Annotated in this window: 10 protein-coding genes; all 10 read right to left on the reverse strand. The window is 71.3% G+C overall.

Features of this window, described 5'->3' with window-relative positions:
- Positions 1 to 11: 11 nt before the first annotated feature.
- The 10 genes from ABZ707_RS04620 to ABZ707_RS04665 all read right to left on the reverse strand — a co-directional run bounded on the left by ABZ707_RS04620 (position 12) and on the right by ABZ707_RS04665 (position 21,315).
- On the reverse strand, positions 12 to 1,361 hold the full coding sequence (locus ABZ707_RS04620; protein WP_360167666.1) for a M20/M25/M40 family metallo-hydrolase: 1,350 nt from the start codon (positions 1,359 to 1,361) through the stop codon (positions 12 to 14).
- Positions 1,354 to 2,187: a M55 family metallopeptidase gene (locus tag ABZ707_RS04625; protein ID WP_360168429.1), complete on the reverse strand. Its 834-nt coding sequence runs from the start codon at positions 2,185 to 2,187 to the stop codon at positions 1,354 to 1,356. The genes ABZ707_RS04620 and ABZ707_RS04625 overlap by 8 nt, the downstream gene beginning before the upstream one ends.
- A 240-nt stretch (positions 2,188 to 2,427) precedes the next feature.
- Positions 2,428 to 3,663, reverse strand: a complete 1,236-nt coding sequence (locus ABZ707_RS04630) for an ATP-grasp domain-containing protein (protein ID WP_360167669.1) — start codon at positions 3,661 to 3,663, stop codon at positions 2,428 to 2,430.
- Positions 3,660 to 6,452, reverse strand: a complete 2,793-nt coding sequence (locus ABZ707_RS04635) for an amino acid adenylation domain-containing protein (protein WP_360167672.1) — start codon at positions 6,450 to 6,452, stop codon at positions 3,660 to 3,662. The genes ABZ707_RS04630 and ABZ707_RS04635 overlap by 4 nt, the downstream gene beginning before the upstream one ends.
- A 23-nt stretch (positions 6,453 to 6,475) precedes the next feature.
- Positions 6,476 to 7,345 carry an SDR family oxidoreductase gene (locus ABZ707_RS04640; RefSeq protein WP_360167675.1) on the reverse strand — a complete coding sequence of 290 codons (870 nt, stop codon included), beginning with the start codon at positions 7,343 to 7,345 and terminating at the stop codon, positions 6,476 to 6,478.
- Positions 7,342 to 8,058, reverse strand: coding sequence for an alpha/beta fold hydrolase (locus ABZ707_RS04645; protein WP_360167678.1), 717 nt, complete (start codon positions 8,056 to 8,058; stop codon positions 7,342 to 7,344). The genes ABZ707_RS04640 and ABZ707_RS04645 overlap by 4 nt, the downstream gene beginning before the upstream one ends.
- A 1-nt stretch (position 8,059) precedes the next feature.
- Positions 8,060 to 13,066, reverse strand: coding sequence for an amino acid adenylation domain-containing protein (locus tag ABZ707_RS04650; RefSeq protein ID WP_360167681.1), 5,007 nt, complete (start codon positions 13,064 to 13,066; stop codon positions 8,060 to 8,062).
- Positions 13,067 to 13,152: 86 nt separating this feature from the next.
- The gene (locus ABZ707_RS04655) at positions 13,153 to 16,902 is read right to left on the reverse strand and encodes an amino acid adenylation domain-containing protein (RefSeq protein ID WP_360167684.1); all 3,750 of its coding nucleotides are present in this window, start codon (positions 16,900 to 16,902) and stop codon (positions 13,153 to 13,155) included.
- A complete protein-coding gene (locus tag ABZ707_RS04660) occupies positions 16,868 to 18,130 on the reverse strand; it encodes an MFS transporter (protein WP_360167687.1) in 1,263 nt (420 codons plus the stop codon). Before ABZ707_RS04660 ends, ABZ707_RS04655 begins: the two co-directional genes overlap by 35 nt.
- A 758-nt stretch (positions 18,131 to 18,888) precedes the next feature.
- Complete coding sequence (locus tag ABZ707_RS04665; RefSeq protein WP_360167690.1) at positions 18,889 to 21,315, reverse strand: SpoIIE family protein phosphatase; 2,427 nt, start codon at positions 21,313 to 21,315, stop codon at positions 18,889 to 18,891.
- Positions 21,316 to 21,406 lie beyond the last annotated feature (91 nt).

The following is a 21,406-nucleotide window of genomic DNA, read 5'->3' on the forward strand; positions in this document are numbered from 1 at the left end:
GGACGATTCTCCTAAGCCGACTGCAGGTAGTGGTCGAGGACGCGGACCCCGAAGTGCAGTGCCTCGACGGGCACCCGCTCGTCCACGCCGTGGAAGATCGCCTGGTAGTCGAAGCCGGGAGGCAGCTTCAGCGGCGAGAAGCCGTAGCCGGTGATGCCGAGCCGGGAGAACTGTTTGGCGTCCGTACCGCCCGACATGCAGAAGGGCACGGCGTGCGCCCCCGGGTCGAAGCGCTCGACGGCCGCGCGCAGCTTGGCGAAGGTCGGCGAGTCGACCGGCGCCTGGAGGGCGATCTCCCGGTGGTGGAACTCCCACTCCACATCGGCTCCGGTGAGCTGGTCGAGAGTGGTACGGAACTCCTCGTCGCCGCCGGGCACCGTCCGCCCGTCGACATAGGCGGTCGCCTGACCCGGAATCACATTGACCTTGTAACCGGCTTCCAGGACGGTCGGGTTGGCGCTGTTGCGGACCGTCGCCTCGACCAGCGCGGCGGCCGGTCCGAGCTTGCCGAGCAGGCCGTCCACGTCGAAGTCCTCGGCGTCGACGTCCGTCTCGATGCCCTGGAGCGCGGCGAGTTCGGTGAGGGCGGCCCGTACGGTCGGAGTGAGCCGGGCGGGCCAGCGGTGATCGCCGATCCTGGCGATGGCGGCGGCGAGCCTGCTGACCGCGTTGGCGCGGTTGACCTTGGAGCCGTGGCCGGCCCTGCCGTGGGCGGTGAGCTTCAGCCAGTTGGTGCCGCGCTCACCGGCGCCGATCGGGTAGAGCACCATGCCGGGGCCCGCGTGGAAGGAGTACGCCCCGGACTCGCTAATGCCTTCCGTGCACCCCTCGAACAGCTCGGGATGGTGGTCGGTGAGGAAACCGGCACCGTCGGCGGCGCTGGCCTCCTCGTCCGCGGTGTAGGCGATCACGATGTCGCGGCGCGGCCTGATCCCGGCCCTGGCCCAGGCCCGTACGACCGACAGGACCATCGCGTCCATGTTCTTCATGTCGACCGCGCCGCGCCCCCACACCACACCGTCCCTCACCTCGCCGGAGAACGGGTGCAGGGTCCAGTCGGCGGGCTCGGCGGGGACCACGTCGAGATGGCCGTGGACCAGGAGCGCGTCGGCCGACGGGTCGGTGCCCTCGATCCTGGCCACCACATTGGTGCGGCCCTCGGTGCGTTCCAGGAGGGTGGGCTCGATCCCCGCGTCGGCGAGGCGTTCCGCGACGTACTCGGCCGCGGGCCGCTCCCGGCAGTCCCCGCTCCCCCGGTTGGTGGTGTCGATACGGATGAGCTCGGAGGTGAAGGTGACCACCTCGTCCAGCGCCGCCGTATCGAGCGCGTCAGTCGTTTCGCTGGGCGTCATGTCAGCCATACTGCTCCTCCACTGCGGACGAGACGATCGTGGTGACCGCCTTGAAGGTGCGAATGGCCTCATACATCGTCCCGCTGGTGTAAGCGACACGCCGCTCTCCGCTGGGGGCCGTCCCGGGGACGACCGTGGCCGCGGCGGAGAGATGGTCCGCGTCGAATTCCAGCTCGACGGTGAAGGGGCCACCGCTGACCGGTGGGTACCGCCGGGCGAGCGCCGTGGCCTCCTTGGCGGCGGCGCGGATGCCGGCGGCGGTACGGGCCGGGGTGCGGCAGACCGCCGCGTAGCGCGAGACATGGTCCTTGACCGCGAAGGTGCGGGCGTCCGGCGCGTAGCCTTCCGCGTCCAGGCAGGTCAGGTCGTCGCCGGTGACCAGCACCACGGGCACGCCGTACTCCGCGACGACATGGGCGTTCAGCAGTCCCTCGCTCGCCCGCACGCCGTTCAGCCACACTCCGGTGATGGAGTTGGCGAGATAGGTGTGCGCCAGGACGCCCTCCGTGCCGGCGCCGGTGTGATAGCCGACAAAGGCGACGCCGTCGATGTCGCCGTGCTGCACGCCCTCGACCATGGACAGCGACTTGTGGCGGCCCGTGAGCATCTCGGCGCGCTCGTCGAGCCGCTCCAGCAGCAGATTCCGCATGGACCAGTGCGCCTCGTTGATGAGGACCTCGTCGGCTCCGCCGTCGAAGAAACCGAGGACGGCGGCGTTCACGTCGGAGGTGAACAGGGCGCGGCAGCGTTCCCACTGCGGCGTGCCCGGCAGCACGTCGGCCGGCCAGGTCACACCGGTGGCGCCCTCCATGTCGGCGCTGATGAGGATCTTCACGGACATCCCCCTCCTTCCTGGTCGGAGCTCCTCGTCGGGCCGCCGCGGCGGCGCTTCCTGACATCCGTACTCGACATTTGTCACGGCAAACCCCGAGCAGATCCCCCACCTTATCCAGGGCTCCGGAAAGAGATCCATTCCCGTTTCCGGGGCCGCCGGGCGACGCGGAGGAGGGGACTCGGCGGCCGTCCGGTTCGCGACGCCCGCCGGGTCCCCTCCTCCGGGATCCCCACTCCCGCCTCAGAGCGGGCGCAGCACCTCCAGGCGTACGGCCCCGGCGGCCTTCGCCAGGTCGGCCAGACAGGCTTCCCGGGAGTCGGCGACGGTGGTGATCAGGGCGTACCGGCCGGAGACATGGCCCCGGGGCGGCAGCCGCAGTTCCTGACCCGGCAGGGCGAGGGCGAGCGCGGTGTCCACCGAGGCGGGCAGGGCCTTCTCGTCGATCACCACGTCCCTGGCGACGCAGTCCGCCTCCGGATAGAGAAACCGCACCGCGGCGACCCGCCGGTGGGCGGGCCGCAGCTCGGGACTCTCCCCGCAGGCGACCCGCGCGGCGATCAGCGCCGCGTCGACACCGAGCGCGAGACGGCCCACGTCGGGGACGCGGTCGCCGCCGATCCTGGCGTTGATCTCGACGACCTTGGGGCCGCCGGAGGTGAGCCGCAGCTCGGTGTGCGTCCAGCCGGTGGTGAAGCCGACCGCGGCATGGGCCCGGCCGAGCACATCGGCGATCACCGGGTCCCGCAGCAGCGGATCGCCGCCGTCGACGAGATGGCTGATCTCCTCGAAGTACGGCGGGAAGCCGCACTCCTTGCGGGCGACGAAGCCCAGCGACATCCGCCCGTCGTACCAGGCGGCGTCCACACTGATCTCGGGGCCGTCCAGATACTCCTCGACCAGGACATCACCGGGCGCCACCTCCACCGCGCCCGGGGCCGTGGCCCCCCGCGCCACCCGGAACCGGGCGGCGAGCTGGTCCGCCGACTCGACCTTGACCACACCGGCACTGGCGTTGAGCGCGCGGGGCTTGAGGACCAGGGGATAGCCGGTCGCCGCCGCCGCGGCGCGCGCCTGGCGCAGGGAGGTCACCAGGATCGACGTGGCTTGCGGCACCCCGGCCCGGTCCAGCGCCGCCCGGGTGGCCCGCTTGTCGCGGCAGGCCAGCACCGCTTCCGGCGGGCTGCCCGGGAGACCGAGCAGCCGGGCCAGCCGCGCGGTCTGGACGACCCGGGTGTCGTCCCAGGTGAGCACGCCGTCGTAGGGCGCGCCGCCCTTGCCGGGGCCGGCCGCCGCCGCCATGGCCTCGGGATCGGTGGTGTCGAGCACGGTGTGCCCGGTGAGGTACGGGCCCTCCCAGTCGGGCTCCCGGTCGGTGAAGAGCCAGAGGTCGTACGCCTCGGCGACCGGCCTGAGCATGTACTCCCGGTAGGCCCGGGAGCCCGCTCCGACCAGCAGCAGCCGTCTTCGGCCCGTCATGTCCGCTCCTTCGCGCCGTCGAGTGTCGCGGCCAGCGTGCGCACGGTGCGATGGAGGTAGAGCCCGCTCAGCGGGAACGCGGGCAGACCCGCGGCCCGGACCGCCGCCGACAGCCGCACCCCGAGCAGGGAGTTGCCGCCCAGGTCGAAGAAGTCGTCGTCCAGCCCGATACGGAAGCCGAACACCTTCTCCCACACCGACTTCAGCCGGGACTCCACATCGGCGCCCTCCCCCGTGCCGTCACCGGTGTCGTCGCCGGGCGCCGGCAGCAGCGGCTCGGGCAGCCGGGCCGTGTCGACCTTGCCGTTGGGCGTGAGCGGCAGCGCGGGCAGCACGGTGACCGTCGACGGCACCATGTGCTCGGGCAGGAAGCGGGCGGCGTGCTTGCGCACCTCCTCGGCGTCGCCGCTTCCCGGAGTGAGGACGACATAGCCGTCGAGCCGGGCACCGGCGGCGTCGGCCGGGTCCTGGCGCAGCACGACCGCCGCCGAGACCACCGAGGGAGCGTCCAGCAACCGGGCCCGGATCTCGCCCAGTTCGATACGGAAGCCGCGCAGCTTCACCTGGTTGTCCAGCCGGCCCAGGTGTTCCAGCCGCCCGTCGGGCAGCAGCCGGCCCCGGTCGCCGCTGCGGTACATCGGTCCCGGTGCGAACGGATCGGGCAGGAAACGCTCCTCCGTCAGCTCGGGCCGGTTGAGGTACTGGCCGGCCACGCCGACCCCGCCCACATAAATCTCCCCGGCCACACCCGGTGGCAGTGGCCGCCCCGCGCCGTCGAGTACGTACACGTGCCAGCCGGGCAGCGCGGGTCCCACGGAGCGGGAGCCGGACAGCGCCTCGCGCCGGGTGACGGTCTGCGCGGTGACATGCACGGTGGTCTCGGTGATGCCGAACATATTGACCAGCCGGCATTCCCAGTCCGGGTGCCGGTCCTGCCAGAGCCGCAGCGGCCCGGTGTCCAGCGGCTCGCCGCCGAAGACGACCAGCCGCACGGAACCACTCACCCGCTTCTCCTGGTCGACGGCCATGAGCTGGGAGAACGCGCTGGGGGTCTGATTCAGCACGGTCACCTGCTCGGTGTCGAGCAGCGCGGCGAACTGCTCGGGATCGCGGGACGCCCAGTAGGGCACCACGACCAGCCGCCCGCCCGTCATCAGGCAGCCCCAGATCTCCCAGACCGAGAAGTCGAACGCGCTGGAGTGGAAGAGCGTCCACACGTCACGCTCGCCGAGCCCGAAGTCGTCCTTCGTCGCCGCCAGCAGGCCCGCCACATTGCGGTGCGGTACCACCACGCCCTTGGGCCGGCCGGTGGAGCCCGAGGTGTAGATGACATACGCGGCGGAGCCGGAGTCACCGGCCGGCTCCAGCGGCAGGGCGGGCCGCTCCCCCGCCGTCAGCGAGCCGGGCGGGACGGTCAGTACGCCGTCCAGCGCCGGGAAGTCCGCGGAGTCGGTGACGACGACGGACAGTCCGGCGTCCTCGGCCGTGTACGCGAGCCGGTCGGCCGGATAGGCCGGGTCCATCGGCACGTACGCGGCACCGGACATGAGCACCGCGAGCAGGACGACGACCAGGTCGGTCGAGCGGTCGAGGCTCACGCCCACCCGGTCGCCCGCGCCGACACCCAGCGCGCGCAGCGCGTGCGCGGCGTGACCGGCGCGCTCGTTCAGCTCGCGGTAGGTCAGCCGGGTGTCCTCGAAGGAGACCGCCGTGGCGTCCGGGGTGCGCTCGGCCCAGGACCGGACCACCTGGTCGATACGGTCCTCCGGGATGTCCGGGGTGCGTCCGAGACCGCCGATGACGGCGAGCCGGTGGAGCTGGTCCCGGTCGAACAGGTCCAGCGAACCGAGCGGCGCGTCCGGGCCGGCCGCCGTCAGCGCGCCGTGCGCGGTGACGAGCATCCCGGTGAGCCACCGCACCACCTCGTCGTCGAAGACGCTGTGCCGGTACCGGCTCGTGCCGGCGAGCCCGGCTGCGCCGTCGACGGCGACATGGATCGACAGCGGATGGACGGGCGCGAGGAACGGCCTGTGTTCCAGGACCTCCGCCTTCACTCCCGTACCGGTGAGCACCTCGGCCGGCTCGGTGACGACCAGTCCCACGACCGGTTCGAGACCGGACACCGGCTCGGCCGTGGCCCGCCGCACCCCGTCCAGATAGGCGGCCACGGTCAGCCGCTCGTCGGCGCTGAAGGCCAGGCTGTGTTCGGCGTCCACGCCCAGCACCACCTCGGCCGCGCCGGTGCAGCGGGCCAGCACCAGGCCCAGGGCCGCCGCCGAGGTGATCTGCGCGCGGCCCTCGGGCGCGGCCGGGGCGGTGAAGTCGTACCGGCCCTCGGTGGAGCGGCCCGGCTCCCCCAGCCCCCAGTCCGGCGCCGCCGTCCGCTCCAGCCGGTCCAGCCCGGCCCGCAGCCGTTCACCGGTCTCGGCCGGCTCCGTACCGAGCGGCCGGGGTTCGATGAGCAGCGCGCCCAGCAGCGTGTGCGGATCCGGCACCGACGCGCGGTGCACGACCGTGATCAGGTCGGCGGCGCCGTCGCGGTAGCGCAGCAGCACCACCCGCAGTCCCGGTCCGGTCTCCGGGTCGACCGGCCGGGACAGTTCCCGCGCCCGCCGTCGCGCGGCGGTCGCGGAGTCGGGGCCCTCGGCGACGTCCTCGACCCAGAGCCGGGTTCCGGCGTTCGGGCTCCCGGCAGTGGCGCGGTCGAGATGGCGGCGGAGCCGTTCCGGATCGGCGCCGGTGTGCACCCGCACCGCGAGCGCCTGGCACAGCAGGCCGGCCTCATTCATCGGTGTCCCCTCCTCGATGTCCCTCACCGGCTGGTGAACCCTCCGTCGACGGTGACCGTGCTGCCGGTCACCTGGCGGGATCCGTCCGAACCGAGCCAGACCGCCGCCCCCGCGACATCCTCGGGCTCGATCAGCCGGTTCATGGGCTGGGCCGCCACAAAGGTCTCCTCGTGCTCCTCGACGGGGACGGCGAGCGAGCGGGCGATCTCGGTCAGCATCCGTCCCTCGGCGGCCTCGTCGTCCCGTACGGATCCCGGGCACAGCGCGTTGACCCGTACCTGGTACGGCGCGAGGTCCAGCGCCGCCGCCTTGGTCAGCCCCACCAGCGCGTGCTTCGCGGTGACATAGCCCGCGAAGTGCCGGTAACCGACCAGCCCGGCGGTGGACGCCACATTGATGATGCTGCCGGAGCGCTGATGGGTCATCACCCGGCCCACGGCCTTGATCATCCGCCAGGCCCCGGACACGTCGACGTCGAGCATCAGATCCCATTCGCCGGGATCGATGTCGTGCACCGTCTTGCCCGAGGGCGCGGCGATGCCCGCGCTGCTGAGCAGGATGTCGATCCGGCCGAACCGGTCGACGGCGGTCCTGACCACCTGGTGCACGGCCTCCAGGTCCCGTACGTCGGCCTCGGCGGTCACCACCGTGATCCGGTCGTTCTCCTCCCGGCACAGCCGGGCGGTGTGGGCGAGCTGGCCTGGCGTGCCCAGCGGGTACGGCACGCCGTCCAGGTCGTGGCCGATGTCGGTGAGCAGGAGGTCGGCCCCGGCACGGGCGTACGCGAGGGCGCACGCCCGGCCGATGCCCCGCGCGGCGCCCGTGATCAGCGCCGCCTTCCCGGTCAGCCCGGTGGTGTCCGCGGCCCGGTCCGCGGCGATGAGGGGGCTCAACGCCCCGCCCCCTGTGCCGCCAGTTCCTCGTCCATCAGCCGCACCAGTTCGCCGGGCGAGTCGGTGACGTACATGTGCCCTCCCGGCACCTCCACCTGCCGGCAGCCGGCCGAGGTGGCGCCGTCCCACTCGGCCGCCTGGGCCCGGGAGACCAGCTCGTCGTCGGCGCCGCGGATGGAGACGATCGGCACCGGCAGCGGCTTCTCGGACGGCGCCCGGTAGTTCTCGTGCATCTCCACGTCCGCCCGCAGGGTGGGCAGCAGCATCTCCCGCAGCTCCGGGTGTTCCAGCGCCGGGTGGGTGTATCCGGCGAACTCCCTGACCTGCGCCAGGAAGCCGTCGTCGGTCAGGCCGGTGGCGCGGGACTCGCGCTGGGTCCACGGTCCCGGTGAGCCGCTGACGAACAGTCTGACCACCTGCGGCATGCCGAGCCCGTTGACGCGGTGCGCCATCTCGTACGCCATGACGGCGCCGAGGCTGTGTCCGAAGAGGGCCACGACCGGGCTGCCCGCGATCTGGTCGAGCACGGTCGGCAGCAGATCGTCCACGGCGGCGGTCACATCGGTGTACAGCGGCTCGCCGAACCGCTCCTCACGGCCGGGGAGCTGGACGGGGCTGATGAGCACGGTGTCGCTGCCGTACTCCTGGCACCTGCGGAACGCCGAGGCTCCGGCGCCCGCGAACGGGAAGCACAGCACGGGAATCTGTCGCATGTCAGCTCTCCAGCTCGTCCGCGGACGCCCAGGCCCGCTCGATCAGTTCACCGGTGGTGGCGGGGTTGCCCCGCACGAAGTAGTGGCCACCGCTGTCCAGTTGGTGGAAGCGGACGTCCGCGGCGACCATGTCCCAGGCCCGGTACTCGTCGACGGCGTCCGCCAGGCCCTTGTCGTCGGCCGCCACCACGGCCGTGAAGGGCGCCTCGATCTTCCAGTCGGGCCGCTCCTGGGACAGCTCGATGAAGTAGCGGTAGCCGTTGCAGACGTCGTGCCGGAAGATGTCGCCCATGAACGACGTGTGCTGGCTGTCCATCCCCTCCAGCTCCGTGTAGCCGGTCTCCTCGACCATGTAGTCGATGATCTGCTGGTCGTTCCAGCCGTCGATCAGCTCGATACTCTCCCGCATGTCCTCGACGGGCACCAGCAGCTTGGAACCGATGAACACGTGCCGCAGGTCGAAGCCCTGTTTCTCCAGTACACGGGCCAGTTCCACGGTCACCGCGGCTCCGCCGCAGTGGCCCCAGAGGATCAGCGGCAGATCGGCCTTCCGCTCGATCTCCTCGACCACGCGGAGCACCGTCTCGGCGACACCGGCGAACGCGCCGGGCCGGCTGGGGTTGTGCCCCGGCTGCTCGACGCCGTAGACGACGAGGTCGGTGGTGAGCTTCTCCAGCTCGTCGGCGAGCGGCTTGAAGTTGACCGGGTGCCCGCACGGATAGGGCACGCAGATGACGGCGGCGCGGGCGCCGGAGGCACTGCTGGACAGCAACTGCAGCACCTCCTCCCGCTCCTCGGTCCCCCGCTGCTGCTGCTCCACCAGTACGGCGAGTTCGTCCAGGCGGGGCTTGCGGGTCAGATCGCTGAGGGTGACCAGACCGTCGAGCTCCAGGACGACCCGCAGCGCGGAGAGGGAGTTGCCGCCGAGCGCGAAGAAGTCTCCCGTCGCGCCGATCTCCTCGGCCGGCAGCCCCAGCACCCGTGCCCATGCCCCGGTGATCCGGTCGACGGTGGACTGCGAAGCCGTCACCCGCGTACCGGCCGGCGCGGCCGTCGCGGTCTCCGGCAGCGGGCCGGTGGCGGCGGCGCGCAGCAGCGTCAGATCCTCCTCGGCCAGCAGTCCCCGCGCCTCGTGGAGGGCGTTCGTCTCGCTGGTCATGAGTTCCAGCACCTGGACGAAGTAGCCACCGATCCGGTCGATCTGGGCCTCGTCATACAGATGCGTGTGGTAGTGCAGGCAGAGCTGGATCTCGTCGTCGGAGAAGTGCCGGGAGAACTCCGTACGGAACGGGAACTCCGTCTCCGAGTCGACCCGCATGTCCATCATCGAGAACTCGGGGAGCTGCTTGAGGTTCTTCAGCAGGTAGAAGTGCGTGAAGTTGAAGGTGGTCTCGAACAGCGTCCGCTGTGTGCCGAGGTCCTGCTTCATCCGCGCCATCGGATAGCGGCGGTGCGGCAGCAGATCGTGCTCCGCGCCGTACACCCGCTTGATCAGATCGCCCCAGGTGCCGCCCGCCAGGTCCACCTGGAAGGGCACCGAGTTGAGGTGCAGGCCGAGGGTGGTCTCCGCGCCGGGCAGTTCCGGCCGGCCGCTGTGCTCGTAGCCGGTCATCACCGTACGCTGCCCCGACACCAGGCCGAGGACCTTCATATGGGCGGCCAGCAGGACGTCCTTGAAGGGGACGGAGAGCGCGTCCGCGGTCGCCTCGATGCGCTCGGTGAGCCCGGCCGGCAGGGGCACGTCCCGCAGGACGACCGTGAAGTCGCCGGTGGGCCGGGCGCCCGCCTTCGGCGGCACATTGGCCGGCTGGGCGTCCTCCATCACCTTCAGCCAGAAGTCCCTCGACTGCGGTGAGCGCAGGGCCTCGCCCTCCAGGCCGACGAAGTTCCTGAGGTGGTTGTCCACCGGCTCGGCAGTGGTGTCCCGTCCCTCACGGACCTGGTGGTACAGCTCGAAGAGCTGGGTGTGCAGCAGGCTGATGCTCCAGCCGTCCAGCGCGGAGTTGTGCTGGCTGACGGTGTACCGGTACAGGTCGTCGGTCAGCACCTGCACATGCAGGGTGACCAGCTCGCCCCGCTCCCAGACGAACCGCCTGGCCTTCTCCCCGGCCAGCCATTCCTCGTGCCAGAGCCGCTGGTCCCGGTCGTCGAGATGCCGCAGGTCCGCGACTGTCAGCGGAGGCCGCACCTCACGGTGGACGATCTGGAGGAACTCGCTGAATCCGGTGAGGTGATAGGTGGTGCGCAGCATCGGATGCCGCAGGGTCAGCAGCCGTACGGCCTCGGTGAACGCCTCCGTGTCGAAGGTGCCGCTGATCGAGTAGCTGAGCACGTCGTGGTACTGGCCGAGGCCGCCGGTGATCTCCGTCTGGAAGATCAGTCCGGCCTGGAGCATGGACAGCGGATAGGCGTCCTCCGCGTCCTCGGGCAGCAGCGCCCGGTCCTCGGCCGAGATCAGCTCGAACGGCTGGAATCCTCCGCGTGCGGCGACATCGGCCTCCGCCGGAGCGGTCTGCTCGCCGAGGCTCTCGGTGAGCAGCGCGACGGTCTGGTGCTTGAAGAGCTGCTGGAAGGTGAAGTCCAGCCCGGCGGCGCGGGACTTCGCCAGGACGGAGACGAAGTGGATCGAGTTGCCGCCGAGCGCGAAGAAGTTGTCGTGGACGCCGATCCTGTCGCGGCCCAGCACCTCCCGCCAGATCGTCGCCAGCGTCCGCTCCCGCTCGTTGCGCGGCTCGACGTGCGAGGGCGCCTTCTTGCGCAGCGCGTCGGGACCGCGCAGCGCGGCGCGGTCCAGTTTGCCGTTGGGAGTGAGCGGCAGGGCGTCGAGCGGCAGGATCCTGCCGGGCACCATGTACTCGGGCAGGGATTCCCGCAGATGGTTCTTGAGGTCGGCCTCGCGCACGCCGTCGCTCTCCCCGGCGGGCACGACGAATCCGCGCAGCGAGGTCTGCCAGCCGTCGTCCACGGCGACGACCGCGGCGTCCCGCACGCCGGCGTGGGAGCGCAGCCGCTCCTCGATCTCGCCGGGCTCGACACGGAAGCCGCGGACCTTGACCTGGAGGTCGGTCCGGCCGAGGTAGTCCAGCGTCCCGTCGGGCAGCCAGCGGGCGAGGTCGCCGGTCCGGTAGAGCCGCTCCTCGCCGACGGACGCGCCGTCCACGAACTTCTCCGCGGTCAGCTCCGGACGGCCCAGATAGCCGCGGGCCACGCCGACGCCCGCGATCCGGAGCTCTCCGGGGACACCGACCGGGGTCTGGTGTCCCGCGTCGTCCGTCACATACAGCCGGATGTTGTCGATCGGCCGGCCGATCGGCAGCCGGGCCGAGCCGCCGAGGCCCCGCACGGGCTGGTGGGTGACATCGACGGTGCCCTCGGTGGGTCCGTACAGGTTGATCAGCCGGGCGTCCGGGAGGAGTTGCTCGAACTTCGCCGCCTGGCCCGGTGCGAGGGCCTCGCCGCTGGCGAAGACCTGCCGCAGGGTGCCGGTCTCCCCGCCGCTCGCGAACCGGTCGAGGTGGCCCAGGAACATAGTGAGCATGGACGGCACGAAATGCAGTGTGGAGACGCCGTGCCGCCCGACGGCGGCGAGCAGCGCGTGCGGGTCCTTCTCGCCGCCGGGCTCCAGCAGGGCCAGGGCCGCACCGGTGAAGGACCACCAGAACAGCTCCCAGACCGAGACGTCGAAGGAGATGGAGGTCTTCTGGAGGATCACGTCGCCGGGGCCGATCGGATAGCTGTTCTGCATCCAGGCCAGCCGGTTGACCACACTGCGGTGCTCCACCAGAACGCCCTTGGGACGGCCGGTCGAGCCCGAGGTGTAGATGACGTACGCGAGGTCCCCGGCACCGCCGACCGGTTCCAGCGGTCCGCTGTCCTCGGCGTAGGAGGCCGGGTCGTCCAGGTCGAGTCCCGGAGTGTCCCCGAGCAGCGCGCCGAACTTCGCCTGGGTCAGGGCCAGTCGGGCCCCGCTGTCGGCGAGCAGATAGTCCACCCGGGCCTGGGGGTAGGACGGGTCGATGGGCAGATAGGCGCCGCCGGCCTTCAGTACGGCGAAGAGGCCCACCATCATCTCGGGCGACCGCTCGGCCACCAGCGCGACCACCGTGTCCGGCCCGACGCCGCGTCCCCGCAGGACACGGGCGAGCTGGTTGGAGCGCGCGTCGAGCTCGCCATAGCTCATGGTCCGGTCGCCGGCGAGTACGGCCGGCGCGTCCGGCCGCTCGGCGGCTCTGGCGGCGAAGAGGCCATGGAGGGTGGCGTCCCGGTCGAAGTCCCTGGTGGTGGAGTTGGCGGCCGAGATGATCCGCTCGTCCTCGTCGGTACGCAGATCGATGGTGGACACGTCACGGTCCGGCGCGTCCACCGCGCCCGCGAGCAGCAGCGCGTAGTGCGCGCCGATCCGTTCCACGGAAGCCGCCGAGAAACGGGCCGCGTCGTAGGCGAGGGTGACGGTGAGGGCTTCGCCCTCGCGGGAGACGCTGAACCTGGTGCCGGCCGGTGTTGTGTATCCGGGGTCGTGCAGCCCCGGCAGTTCGACGCACACGTCGAAGGCGTCGGTGCGGCCCAGCTCCTCGGCGAGCCGCGCCACCAGGAAGTCCTGGTGCCGCTCGGCCTCCTGGACGGCCCTGGCCACCCGGGCGAGCAGTTCCCGCAGTGTGCCCGTGGGCTCCACACGCAGCAGCAGGGGTCCGCCGGCGTGCTCCGCGGACGCGCCCCGGGTCGGCTGGGCGAGTACCACCTCCTCCTGGCGGGTGTAGCGGCCGAGCAGTGCGGCCAGTGCGGCGGTGAGGACCACATGGAGCATCTCGGGCCGGCCGCGGCTGATCTCGTCGAGCCGCTTTGTCAGTGCCGGTGGAAGGGGGACGAGGTGGGTGTCCGTGACCGGCGCGGAACCGGCCGGGGCCCTGAAGTCGGAAAGGAATCCGGATCCCTCCGCGAGCGTGGCCAACTGGGCACGCCAGTGAGCGGCTTGCGGCGATTCTGATGCCGCATGGTCAAGCTGATGCATGGTTCTCTCCTGCATAGCGTTGCATGGCAAAGACAGATCAGAGATCAGTGATGTGAGAGACGAGAGGGTGAATCGGCGGCTGGGGATCAGAGATTGAAGTCGAAGCCGGACGACGCGGTTTCGGGCGCGGCGTCGGGCGCGGGAGCGGGTCCGTGGGCCGCGATCAGGGCACCCACCTGGGCGGACGGGTCCGCAGCCACCGCGTCGAGCAGTGCCACAAAGGCGTCACGCCAGGACTCGGCCGTCGTACGGAGCAGCAGCCCGGCGGCGTACTGCCAGCTCACCCGCAGGGTGCCGGCGACCTCGTAGATCTGCGCGTTCAGGTCGAACACGGCCTGTCCGTTGGGTTCCAGGCGCAGCGGCACCCGGCTGCCGCCGAGGTCCACCGACAGATAGCGTCCGCTGTGCAGCGCGATCAGCGCGTCGAAGAGCGGGGTCCGGCTGTAGTCCCGGTCGGGGGCGGCCAGCGCCACCAGTTCCTCGAACGGGAAGTCCTGGTGGGCGAAGGCGTTCTCGGCGTTCCTGCCCACCTCCCGCAGCAGCTCGCTGAAGGACGCGCGCGGGTCCACGGTGGTGCGCAGACAGACAGTGTTGGCGAACATCCCCAGCGTCCGGTGCACACCGGAGGCGGTCCGCCCGGACACCGGGGTACCGACGGTGACATCGGTGGTGCCCTTCAGGGCGGACAGCAGTACGTGGTACACCGCCGCCAGGACCGCGAAGAGTGTGACGTCCTGGCCGCGGGCGAGCCGCCGCAGCGCCTCGGTACGGGCCGGCCCCAGGTCGAACTCCACGGTGGCGCCGTCCAGTGCGCGCATCGCGGGCCGCTCGGCGTCGGTCGGCAGATCGGCCGGGGCGACCGGCGCCGCGAACGCCTCGCGCCAGTGGGCCGCCTGTCCGTCCCGCAGTGCCTGTCCCGCCGGGCCGGTGAGCCACACCGCGTAGTCGCGGTACTGGACGGGGGGCGGCTCCGGAGAGTGACCCGCGTAGAGTTCCGCGAGATCCTCGAACAGTGTGACGAGCGAGAAGCCGTCGGCGATGATGTGGTGCAGATCCAAGCGGAGCCGCCGGCCGGTCGCGGTGCGGTGCAGTTCCGCGCGCCACAGCGGAGCCCGTGCCAGGTCGAACGGCCTGACGAACTCCTCGACGGGCGGCGGCGGTCCGTCCAGGACACGCAGCGGCAGCGGCACCTCCGGCTCGATGAGCTGCCGGACCTCGGCGCCCTCGATCACAAAGCGGGTGCGCAGCGCGTCATGGCGCGCGGTGAGTTCGCCGAGGGCCTTCGCGAGCCGTCGCGGGTCGGTGTCGGCGGGCAGGTCGAGCGTGACCGGCACGTTGTAGTGCACGGCCTTCTCGTCCTTGAGCTGCTCGAAGTAGACCTGGCGTTGTTGTGGTGTGAGCGGATAGCTGGGCAGTTCGGGAGCGGCATCGATCCCGGGTCCCGTGCCGGGGCCGAGGGTGTCCAGCAGTCGCGCCAGCTCTTCCAGGGTGCCGGCGCGCAGTACGGCGCTGACGGGGCAGCGCCGGCCGAGCCGTGTCTCCACGCCCGCCGCGATCAGGGTCGCGGTGAGCGAGTCGGCCCCCAGGTCGCGCAGGTCGTGCCGGACCCCGATACCGGTCATACCCAGGGCCCGCTCGGTCAGTTCGACCAGGACCCGCTCGGCCTCGCCGGTGGGCGCCCGGAACTCCGCTCCGGCGGCCGGCCGGGCACCGTCGGGGTCGGGCAGCCGGCCGCGGTCGACCTTGCCGTTGTGATTGAGCGGAAGCTCCGGCAGCGCGGTCAGATAGGACGGGATCATATGGCCGGGCAGGGTGAGCGCCAGCCGGGAGCGCAGCTCGTCGGCGGTCACCTCCCGCCTGGACACGTAGTAGCCGCACAGGAATTTGTCGGCGCGGCCGGGCCGGGAGCGCGCCATGACCAGGGCCTCGGTGATGTCCGGGTGGCCGAGCATGGCCTTCTCGATCTCGGCGGGCTCCACCCGGAAGCCGCGCACCTTGACCTGGTGGTCGCGCCGTCCGAGGAATTCGATGACACCGTCCGGCCGCCAGCGCGCGAGGTCGCCGCTGCGGTACATGCGTCCGCCCGGTACGAACGGGTCGGCCGCGAACCGTTCCGCGGTGAGATCGGGCCGGCCCAGATAGCCGCGCGCCACACCGGCGCCGCCCAGGCAGAGTTCGCCGGGCACACCGATCGGGCTCAGCCGGTCGTCCTCGTCGAGGATGTACGCGCGGGAGTTGGAGATGGGTCTGCCGATCGGAATGCGGTCGAGATCGGCGCCGGTGAGGCGGTGGGTGACGGAGAAGGTGGTGTTCTCCGTCGGGCCGTACCCGTTGACCAGTGTCAGTCCGGGGCAGGCGGCCATCACCTTGGCCACGTGCGGGGAGGACAGCGCGTCCCCTCCGACGAGAAGCCGGCGCAGCGGACGGAACGTACCGGCGTCCTGTTCGGCCAGTTGGTTGAAGAGCGCCGAGGTCAGCCACATCGTGGTGACGCGGTGCTCGGTGAGTTCCGCGCCGAGCCCGCGAGCGCTGAGGACGGTGTCGTTGTCCACCAGCCGCAGGCTCCCGCCGTTGAGCAGCGCTCCCCACATCTCGAAGGTGTTGGCGTCGAAGACGATGGAGCCGGTCGGCAGGATCGTGGTGTCGGGACCCAGGTCGGCGTAGTCGGCGCCCTTCACCAGGCGCACCACATTGCGGTGTGTGACCTCGACGCCCTTGGGCTTGCCGGTCGTTCCCGAGGTGTAGCAGACATACGCGAGATCGTCGGCGGAGCCGGCGGACGCGGGCGGCGCTCCGGTGATCCGCGTATCGGGGGCCGGTGTGTCCGTGGCCGGTGTGTCGGTGGGCACGACCGTGCCGTCGAAGGTGAAGTCGGCGGGCAGTCCGGGGGCCGTGACCAGGACCTTGACTCCGGAGTCGGCCAGCAGCAGCTCGGTGCGTTCGCGCGGATAGCCCGGTTCCACCGGCAGATAGCCGCCGCCCGCCGTGAGGACGGCGATCGCTCCGACGACGAAGTCCGGTGTCCGTTCGGTGCGCAGTGCCACCCGGTCGCCGGTCCGCACACCGGCGGCGCACAGCGCCGCCGCCAGCCGGTCGGCCCGCTCGGCGAGCTGACGGTACGTCATAACGGTGTGACGCCAGCTCAGCGCGGTGGCATCGGGCGTACGGCGTACCTGATCGGCGAAGAGCCGATGGATCGGTGTGCTGTCCGGATACGGGCGGGCCGTGTCATTGAACGGGCCCAGGACGAGGGCGCGTTCGTCCTCGCCGAGCAGCTCGACCGCGCGCACCGGCCGGTCCGGACGGCCGGCCAGGAAGCGCAGCGCCCGGAGCAGATGGGCCCCGAACCGCTCGACGGTCTCCCGGTCGAAGAGCGAACTGCGATAGCCCAGGTGAAGCATGCCACCGTCGACCGTGAGAGCGATCTCGGCGGCCGGATCCGGCAGCTCTCCCGGGCCGGTCCTGTGATCGGCGTACCGTACGGCGGTTCCGGCCCCGGGACGGTCGGCGACGGCCCGGTCCGCCCGGTCGAGCAGCGCGGCGATCGGCTCGTCCGGATCGACGGTGAGGGTCAGGGCGCCGTCACCGCTCCCGGCCAGGCGGGCGTCGAGCGGCAGTTCTCGCTGGCCGGTGTACCGGTGCAGCACCACCGCGAAGGCGGCCAGGGCCAGTCGGCCCTCCCGTAACCGCTCCGCGAGGTCCTCGGGCGGGGCGAGGGTGATGCCGGACGCTTCGCCGGTGTTCAGCGAACGGGGCCGGTCGGTGACCAGAAGGAGGGCGTCAGGTTCGGCAGCTCGCACATCAGGACGTGGCAGGGACGGAATCCTGCTGCTCACCGGCTGTCACCCCCAATCTGAACGCGGTGTTGCGGAAGAGCACCACGGTGAGGACACCGGGGGCGGCCGCGAGCGCGGCGACACCGAGCACCAGCCCGGTGTAGTGGCTGCCGCTGAGCAGCACACCGCCGACGGCGGAGCCCGCCGGGAGCGCGCCGGCCATCAGGGTGCGCATGAGTGTCATGGCCCGGCCGCGCATCTGGTTCGGGACGCGGGTCATCCGGACCACACCGCCGAGCACGGTCATCGGCGCGGAGAGGATGCCGTTGAGCGCGAGTCCGAGCAGGATCCAGGGCAGGCTGGTGGGTACGAGCAGGAACAGCACGGCGCCGGACAGGAGTTGCAGCACACCGATGCGGAGCATCTGCTTCTCCGAGGTCTGGACCGCGCCCGAGACCAGCGAGCCGATCAGTTCACCGGCCGCCATGACGGCGAGCATCAGACCCAGCACACCGGGTCCGCTGTCGAATTCGAATTTGGCGAGCCAGGGCAGGGCCACCACCAGGGCGCCGGCCGACACATTGAAGGCCGCGAACGACAGGGTGAGGACCAGCAGGAAGCGGTCCCGCACGATCAGCTTGAACACCGGTGTCCAGCCGGGCTTCCGCCGTGTCCCGGTCTCGCCGGTCGGTTCGGGCCGGCCCATCGGCGCCTTGATCCGGCTGATCAGCAGAGCGAAGATCAGATAGGTGACCGCGTCGAGCACCAGCACACTGGGAGCGTCGAAGGCCGCGATCAGCAGCGCGCCCAGCGCCGGACCAACCACATTGGCCGCGCCCATCGCCGTGGCCTCCAGCCCCGAGGCGGCCTGGAGCTTCTCGCCCGGCACCAGTTCGGGCAGTACCGCCGGGGTGCCCGCCAGCGGGATGATCTTCAGCAGGCCGTAGACCACCGCGACCGAGTACAGGTGCCACTGTTCCAGCGCTCCCAGCCAGGCCAGGAGCGGGATGAGGGCGACCACGGCGCCGCGGAAGACCGAGTCGTAGATGAACAGCTTGCGCCGGGAGAACCGGTCGAGCAGCGGGCCCACCACGGCTCCGCCCAGGATCACCGGAAGAGTGAGACAGACACCGAGGACACCCAGGCCGGCGGCTCCCGCACGTTCCACGGTGATCCAGGCCAGAGCGGCGTAGGTCGCGCCGTCGCCGAGCAGATTGAGTACGAGCGCCGACCAGAGCAGCCGGTAGTCGCCGATACGGAGCAGGTCAAGATATGCTTTCACGTTCACGGACCGTTCGTTAGCAGGCGAAATGGCAGGCGGAGCTAGCGATCCGGGACCGCGTGAGAGCCCGTTTCGCTGCGGCGCGTGAAGTAAGGAATCGGCTGGCCGAAGGGCTCACCGAAGAGGCGGCCCCTGATCGGCGCGACATGTTCCGAGTTGATGAACTCTGTATGTGCAGCCGAGATCTGCGAACATTTTTCCCCCCGTTCGACGTCATTTTCTAACAGTCAAGACAAGCCGCGTCAAGGAATTACCTGACGGTCCGTTTTGGCCATCTGGCACATTCAGCGGAGCGATCCCGTGCCCGTCTTTGGGTAGATTTAGTAACGGCGGAGCGACTCTCCGCATCGGAACAAACACCTCATGGATCACCAATACCGGCCATACCTTCGGCGGCCTGAACGCCTCCTTGACCCAGTTGTCCTTAATTCGCCACTTGGCGCCGGGGGCGCCGACGGGGTGCATGAGTGCATTTACGCACACGAAGGGCGAACGACTGATTCCCGTGGAGTTTTACCCGAGTGATTTTCTAATTCCGGTTGCCGTTAGCAAACCGGAATCACTCTGCCCCGGTACCGCATAGCGGTGCGTGGCCGGATCCCGCCGTCCTACCGGAGCGAAAGAAACGCGCCGCCCGGTCGCGGCGGGGCCTTTCCGCCGGGGGTGACGTGAAACACGCGTGACATGATCGCGTGCCGAACGAGCGGCACAAAGGTCAAGGCAGGGTCAAAAAACCGGGGCCCCGGTCAAACACGGGGCCCCGGTCAGCCGCGGCCCCGCGGCAAGCGGGTGCGCGGCGTCAGCGCCTGTTCGAACCAGACCGTCTTGCCGGATGGCGTCCTGCTGGTGCCCCAGTCCCTGGCCAGGCCGCTCACCACGCGCAGTCCCCGGCCGGACTCGTCGTCCGGGCCGGCGTCCAGCAGCGTGGCGGGGGCGGGTTCGTCGTCGCCGACCTCGCACAGCAGCGTGTCCGTGCGGACCAGGCGCAGCCAGACCCGGCCGGGCCCGGCATGACGGACGGCGTTGGTGACCAGTTCGCTGACCATCAGTTCCGCCGGCTCCACCGCGTCCGGCAGCCCCCAGTCGAGCAGCCGGCCACGGACCAGTCGGCGGGCCCTGGCCACCTCGGCCGGGTCGGGGGCCAGTTGATACCGGGCCACGTCGTCGTCCGGGATGCCATTGAGCCTGGCCATCAGCAGGGCCATGTCGTCCGTGCGGCCGTCACGGGTGTTCAGCGCGCGGACCATGGCATCACAGGCGTCGTCCATCGAAGCGGCCGGGTGCGCGGCGGACGCGCAGAGCGCCGCCAGCCCCTCCGCGATGTCCCCGCGCGCCTCGATCAGCCCGTCGGTGCACAGCACCAGCCGGTCGCCGGGCGCCACCCGTACGGTCACCGTCCCGAATGCCACTCCGCCCACGCCCAGGGGCGCGCCCGTCGGCAGGTCGAGCACCTCGGCGCCACCGTCCTCGGCGCGGACGAGCACCGGCGGTACATGTCCGGCGTTGGCGATCCGGAGTTCGGAACGGATGGGGTCGTACACCACGTACAGACAGGTGGCCAGATAGGTCTCGCCGAGCCGCCGCGCCAGGTCGTCGAGACCGCGGAGCAGTTGGGCGGGGTGCGTCTCCGTGGTCGCCATGGCCTGTACGGCGGTACGGAACTGGCCCATCATCGCGGCCGAGTCGGGCCCGTGGCCCAGCACACCGCCGACGACGAACGCGGTACGTGGTCCGGGCAGCTTGACGGCGTCGAACCAGTCGCCGCCGGCCCGGGCGAGCCGGGTGCCCGGCAGCCGGCGGGTGGCGATGTCACAGCCGGCCATGCGCGGGGCGAGCCTCGGCAGCAGGCTGTCCCGCAGGGTCTCCGCGGCGTTCTCCCGGTAGGTGCGCATACGCGCGTTGTCGAGGACCAGACCGGCCCGCGCGGCGAGTTCGGCGCCGGTCGTGCGGTCCAGGTCGTCGAACGGCTCCCGGTCCTGTCTTCGCATCAGCACCATGAAACCGAGCACGGCATCGCGTGCCTTCAGCGGCACGATCAGCAGAGAGCGGTTGTTGATCAGCGGCCGGGGATCCCACTTCTCGAACTCCCCGGCGATCCGGTCGCAGTCCAGAGCGTCGAGCCGGGGAATGAGTACCGGCTCGCCGGTGACCACGCACTGGAAGAACGACGTGTGCTCGGGGTGGGGCATGGCCTCGCCGACCGGCACCATGTCGTCCCAGCGGCCCCGTTCGTCAGTGTGCTCGACCCGGACGCGGTGCCAGACGGTGGTCGCCTCGGGCGGCCCGTCCGGGAATCCCTCGCCGGCGAGCACCGCGGCCCGCAGATGGACACTGGCGAAGTCGCTGAAGCGGGGCACGGCGGCGCCGGTGACCTCACGGACGGTGCGCGCCAGGTCGAGGGAGGTGCCGATACGGCCGCTGACCTCGGCCAGGAAGTCCAGCCGCTCCCGCGCCGCGGCGTATTCGAGGCCCGGCCCAGGAGGGGCCGCGACGCCCCGTTCGGGCCGCTCGGTCATGGACGGGGGACCGCCGTACCGTCCGGCCACCCGCCCCGGCACGCCCTGGTCCGGAGTGACGGGCACCCGGTCGTAACGGCTGAACTCCAGCACCGGGTAGCCCAGTTCCCGCACCTGCGCGACGATGCGGCCGGTCTCGGCGGGGCTCAGGCCCGGCAGGATCTCCGGCAGCCGCCGGACCAGCGCGTCCGAGTCCGGGAATTCCGTGTGGAGGGCGAAGCCCGGGGCGATCCGGGGCATGTCCGCGCGCTCGCCCCCGCCAGCGGGCCGGAGCCGGGCCGCGTCCACCGCGAGGACGAGATGACGTCCCGGCCCGGGCCCGGCCAGGGGGTAGGCCCACCACAGCACATCGAGCCGGCCGTGTCCCGAGCCGGAGACCTTCGCGCGGCCGGCGGTGGCGTAGGAGCCACGCGCGTGCAGCTCCGGCCCCAGCTCGTCGTACGGATCCTCCATACCGTGGGCCACTCCGCGTTCGCCCCGGGCGAGCGCGCCGGCGACCGGCATCAGATCACTCGCGGGCTGACCGACCGCGTCCCGCCTCGCATGGCCGAACAGCCGGCGCGCGCCGCTCGACCAGTGCGACACAAGACCGTCACCGTCCACGACGACCACGGCGAGCGGAACGCTGCCGGCCGCGGCGAGCCGCGGCAGTCCCGGCGGAATACCACTGTCCATGGGTGGGAGGCTCCTTCCCCGCCGCCAGGATCCGCGGCTCCGCCCACCACGGTACGGCCCCCGCGGTGGATACGGGGGGCAATGAACCAAT

It is taken from the genome of Streptomyces sp. NPDC006923 (assembly GCF_040635655.1).
In the GTDB taxonomy this organism is placed as follows: Bacteria; Actinomycetota; Actinomycetes; order Streptomycetales; family Streptomycetaceae; genus Streptomyces.

What these genes read in the sequence shown, in the direction of transcription:
- ABZ707_RS04665 (WP_360167690.1), bottom strand. Translation starts at nt 21,315, where the DNA reads ATGGACAGTGGTATTCCGCCGGGACTGCCGCGGCTCGCCGCGGCCGGC.
- ABZ707_RS04635 (WP_360167672.1), bottom strand. Translation starts at nt 6,452, where the DNA reads ATGAATGAGGCCGGCCTGCTGTGCCAGGCGCTCGCGGTGCGGGTGCAC.
- ABZ707_RS04620 (WP_360167666.1), bottom strand. Translation starts at nt 1,361, where the DNA reads ATGGCTGACATGACGCCCAGCGAAACGACTGACGCGCTCGATACGGCG.
- ABZ707_RS04650 (WP_360167681.1), bottom strand. Translation starts at nt 13,066, where the DNA reads ATGCATCAGCTTGACCATGCGGCATCAGAATCGCCGCAAGCCGCTCAC.
- ABZ707_RS04645 (WP_360167678.1), bottom strand. Translation starts at nt 8,058, where the DNA reads ATGCGACAGATTCCCGTGCTGTGCTTCCCGTTCGCGGGCGCCGGAGCC.
- ABZ707_RS04630 (WP_360167669.1), bottom strand. Translation starts at nt 3,663, where the DNA reads ATGACGGGCCGAAGACGGCTGCTGCTGGTCGGAGCGGGCTCCCGGGCC.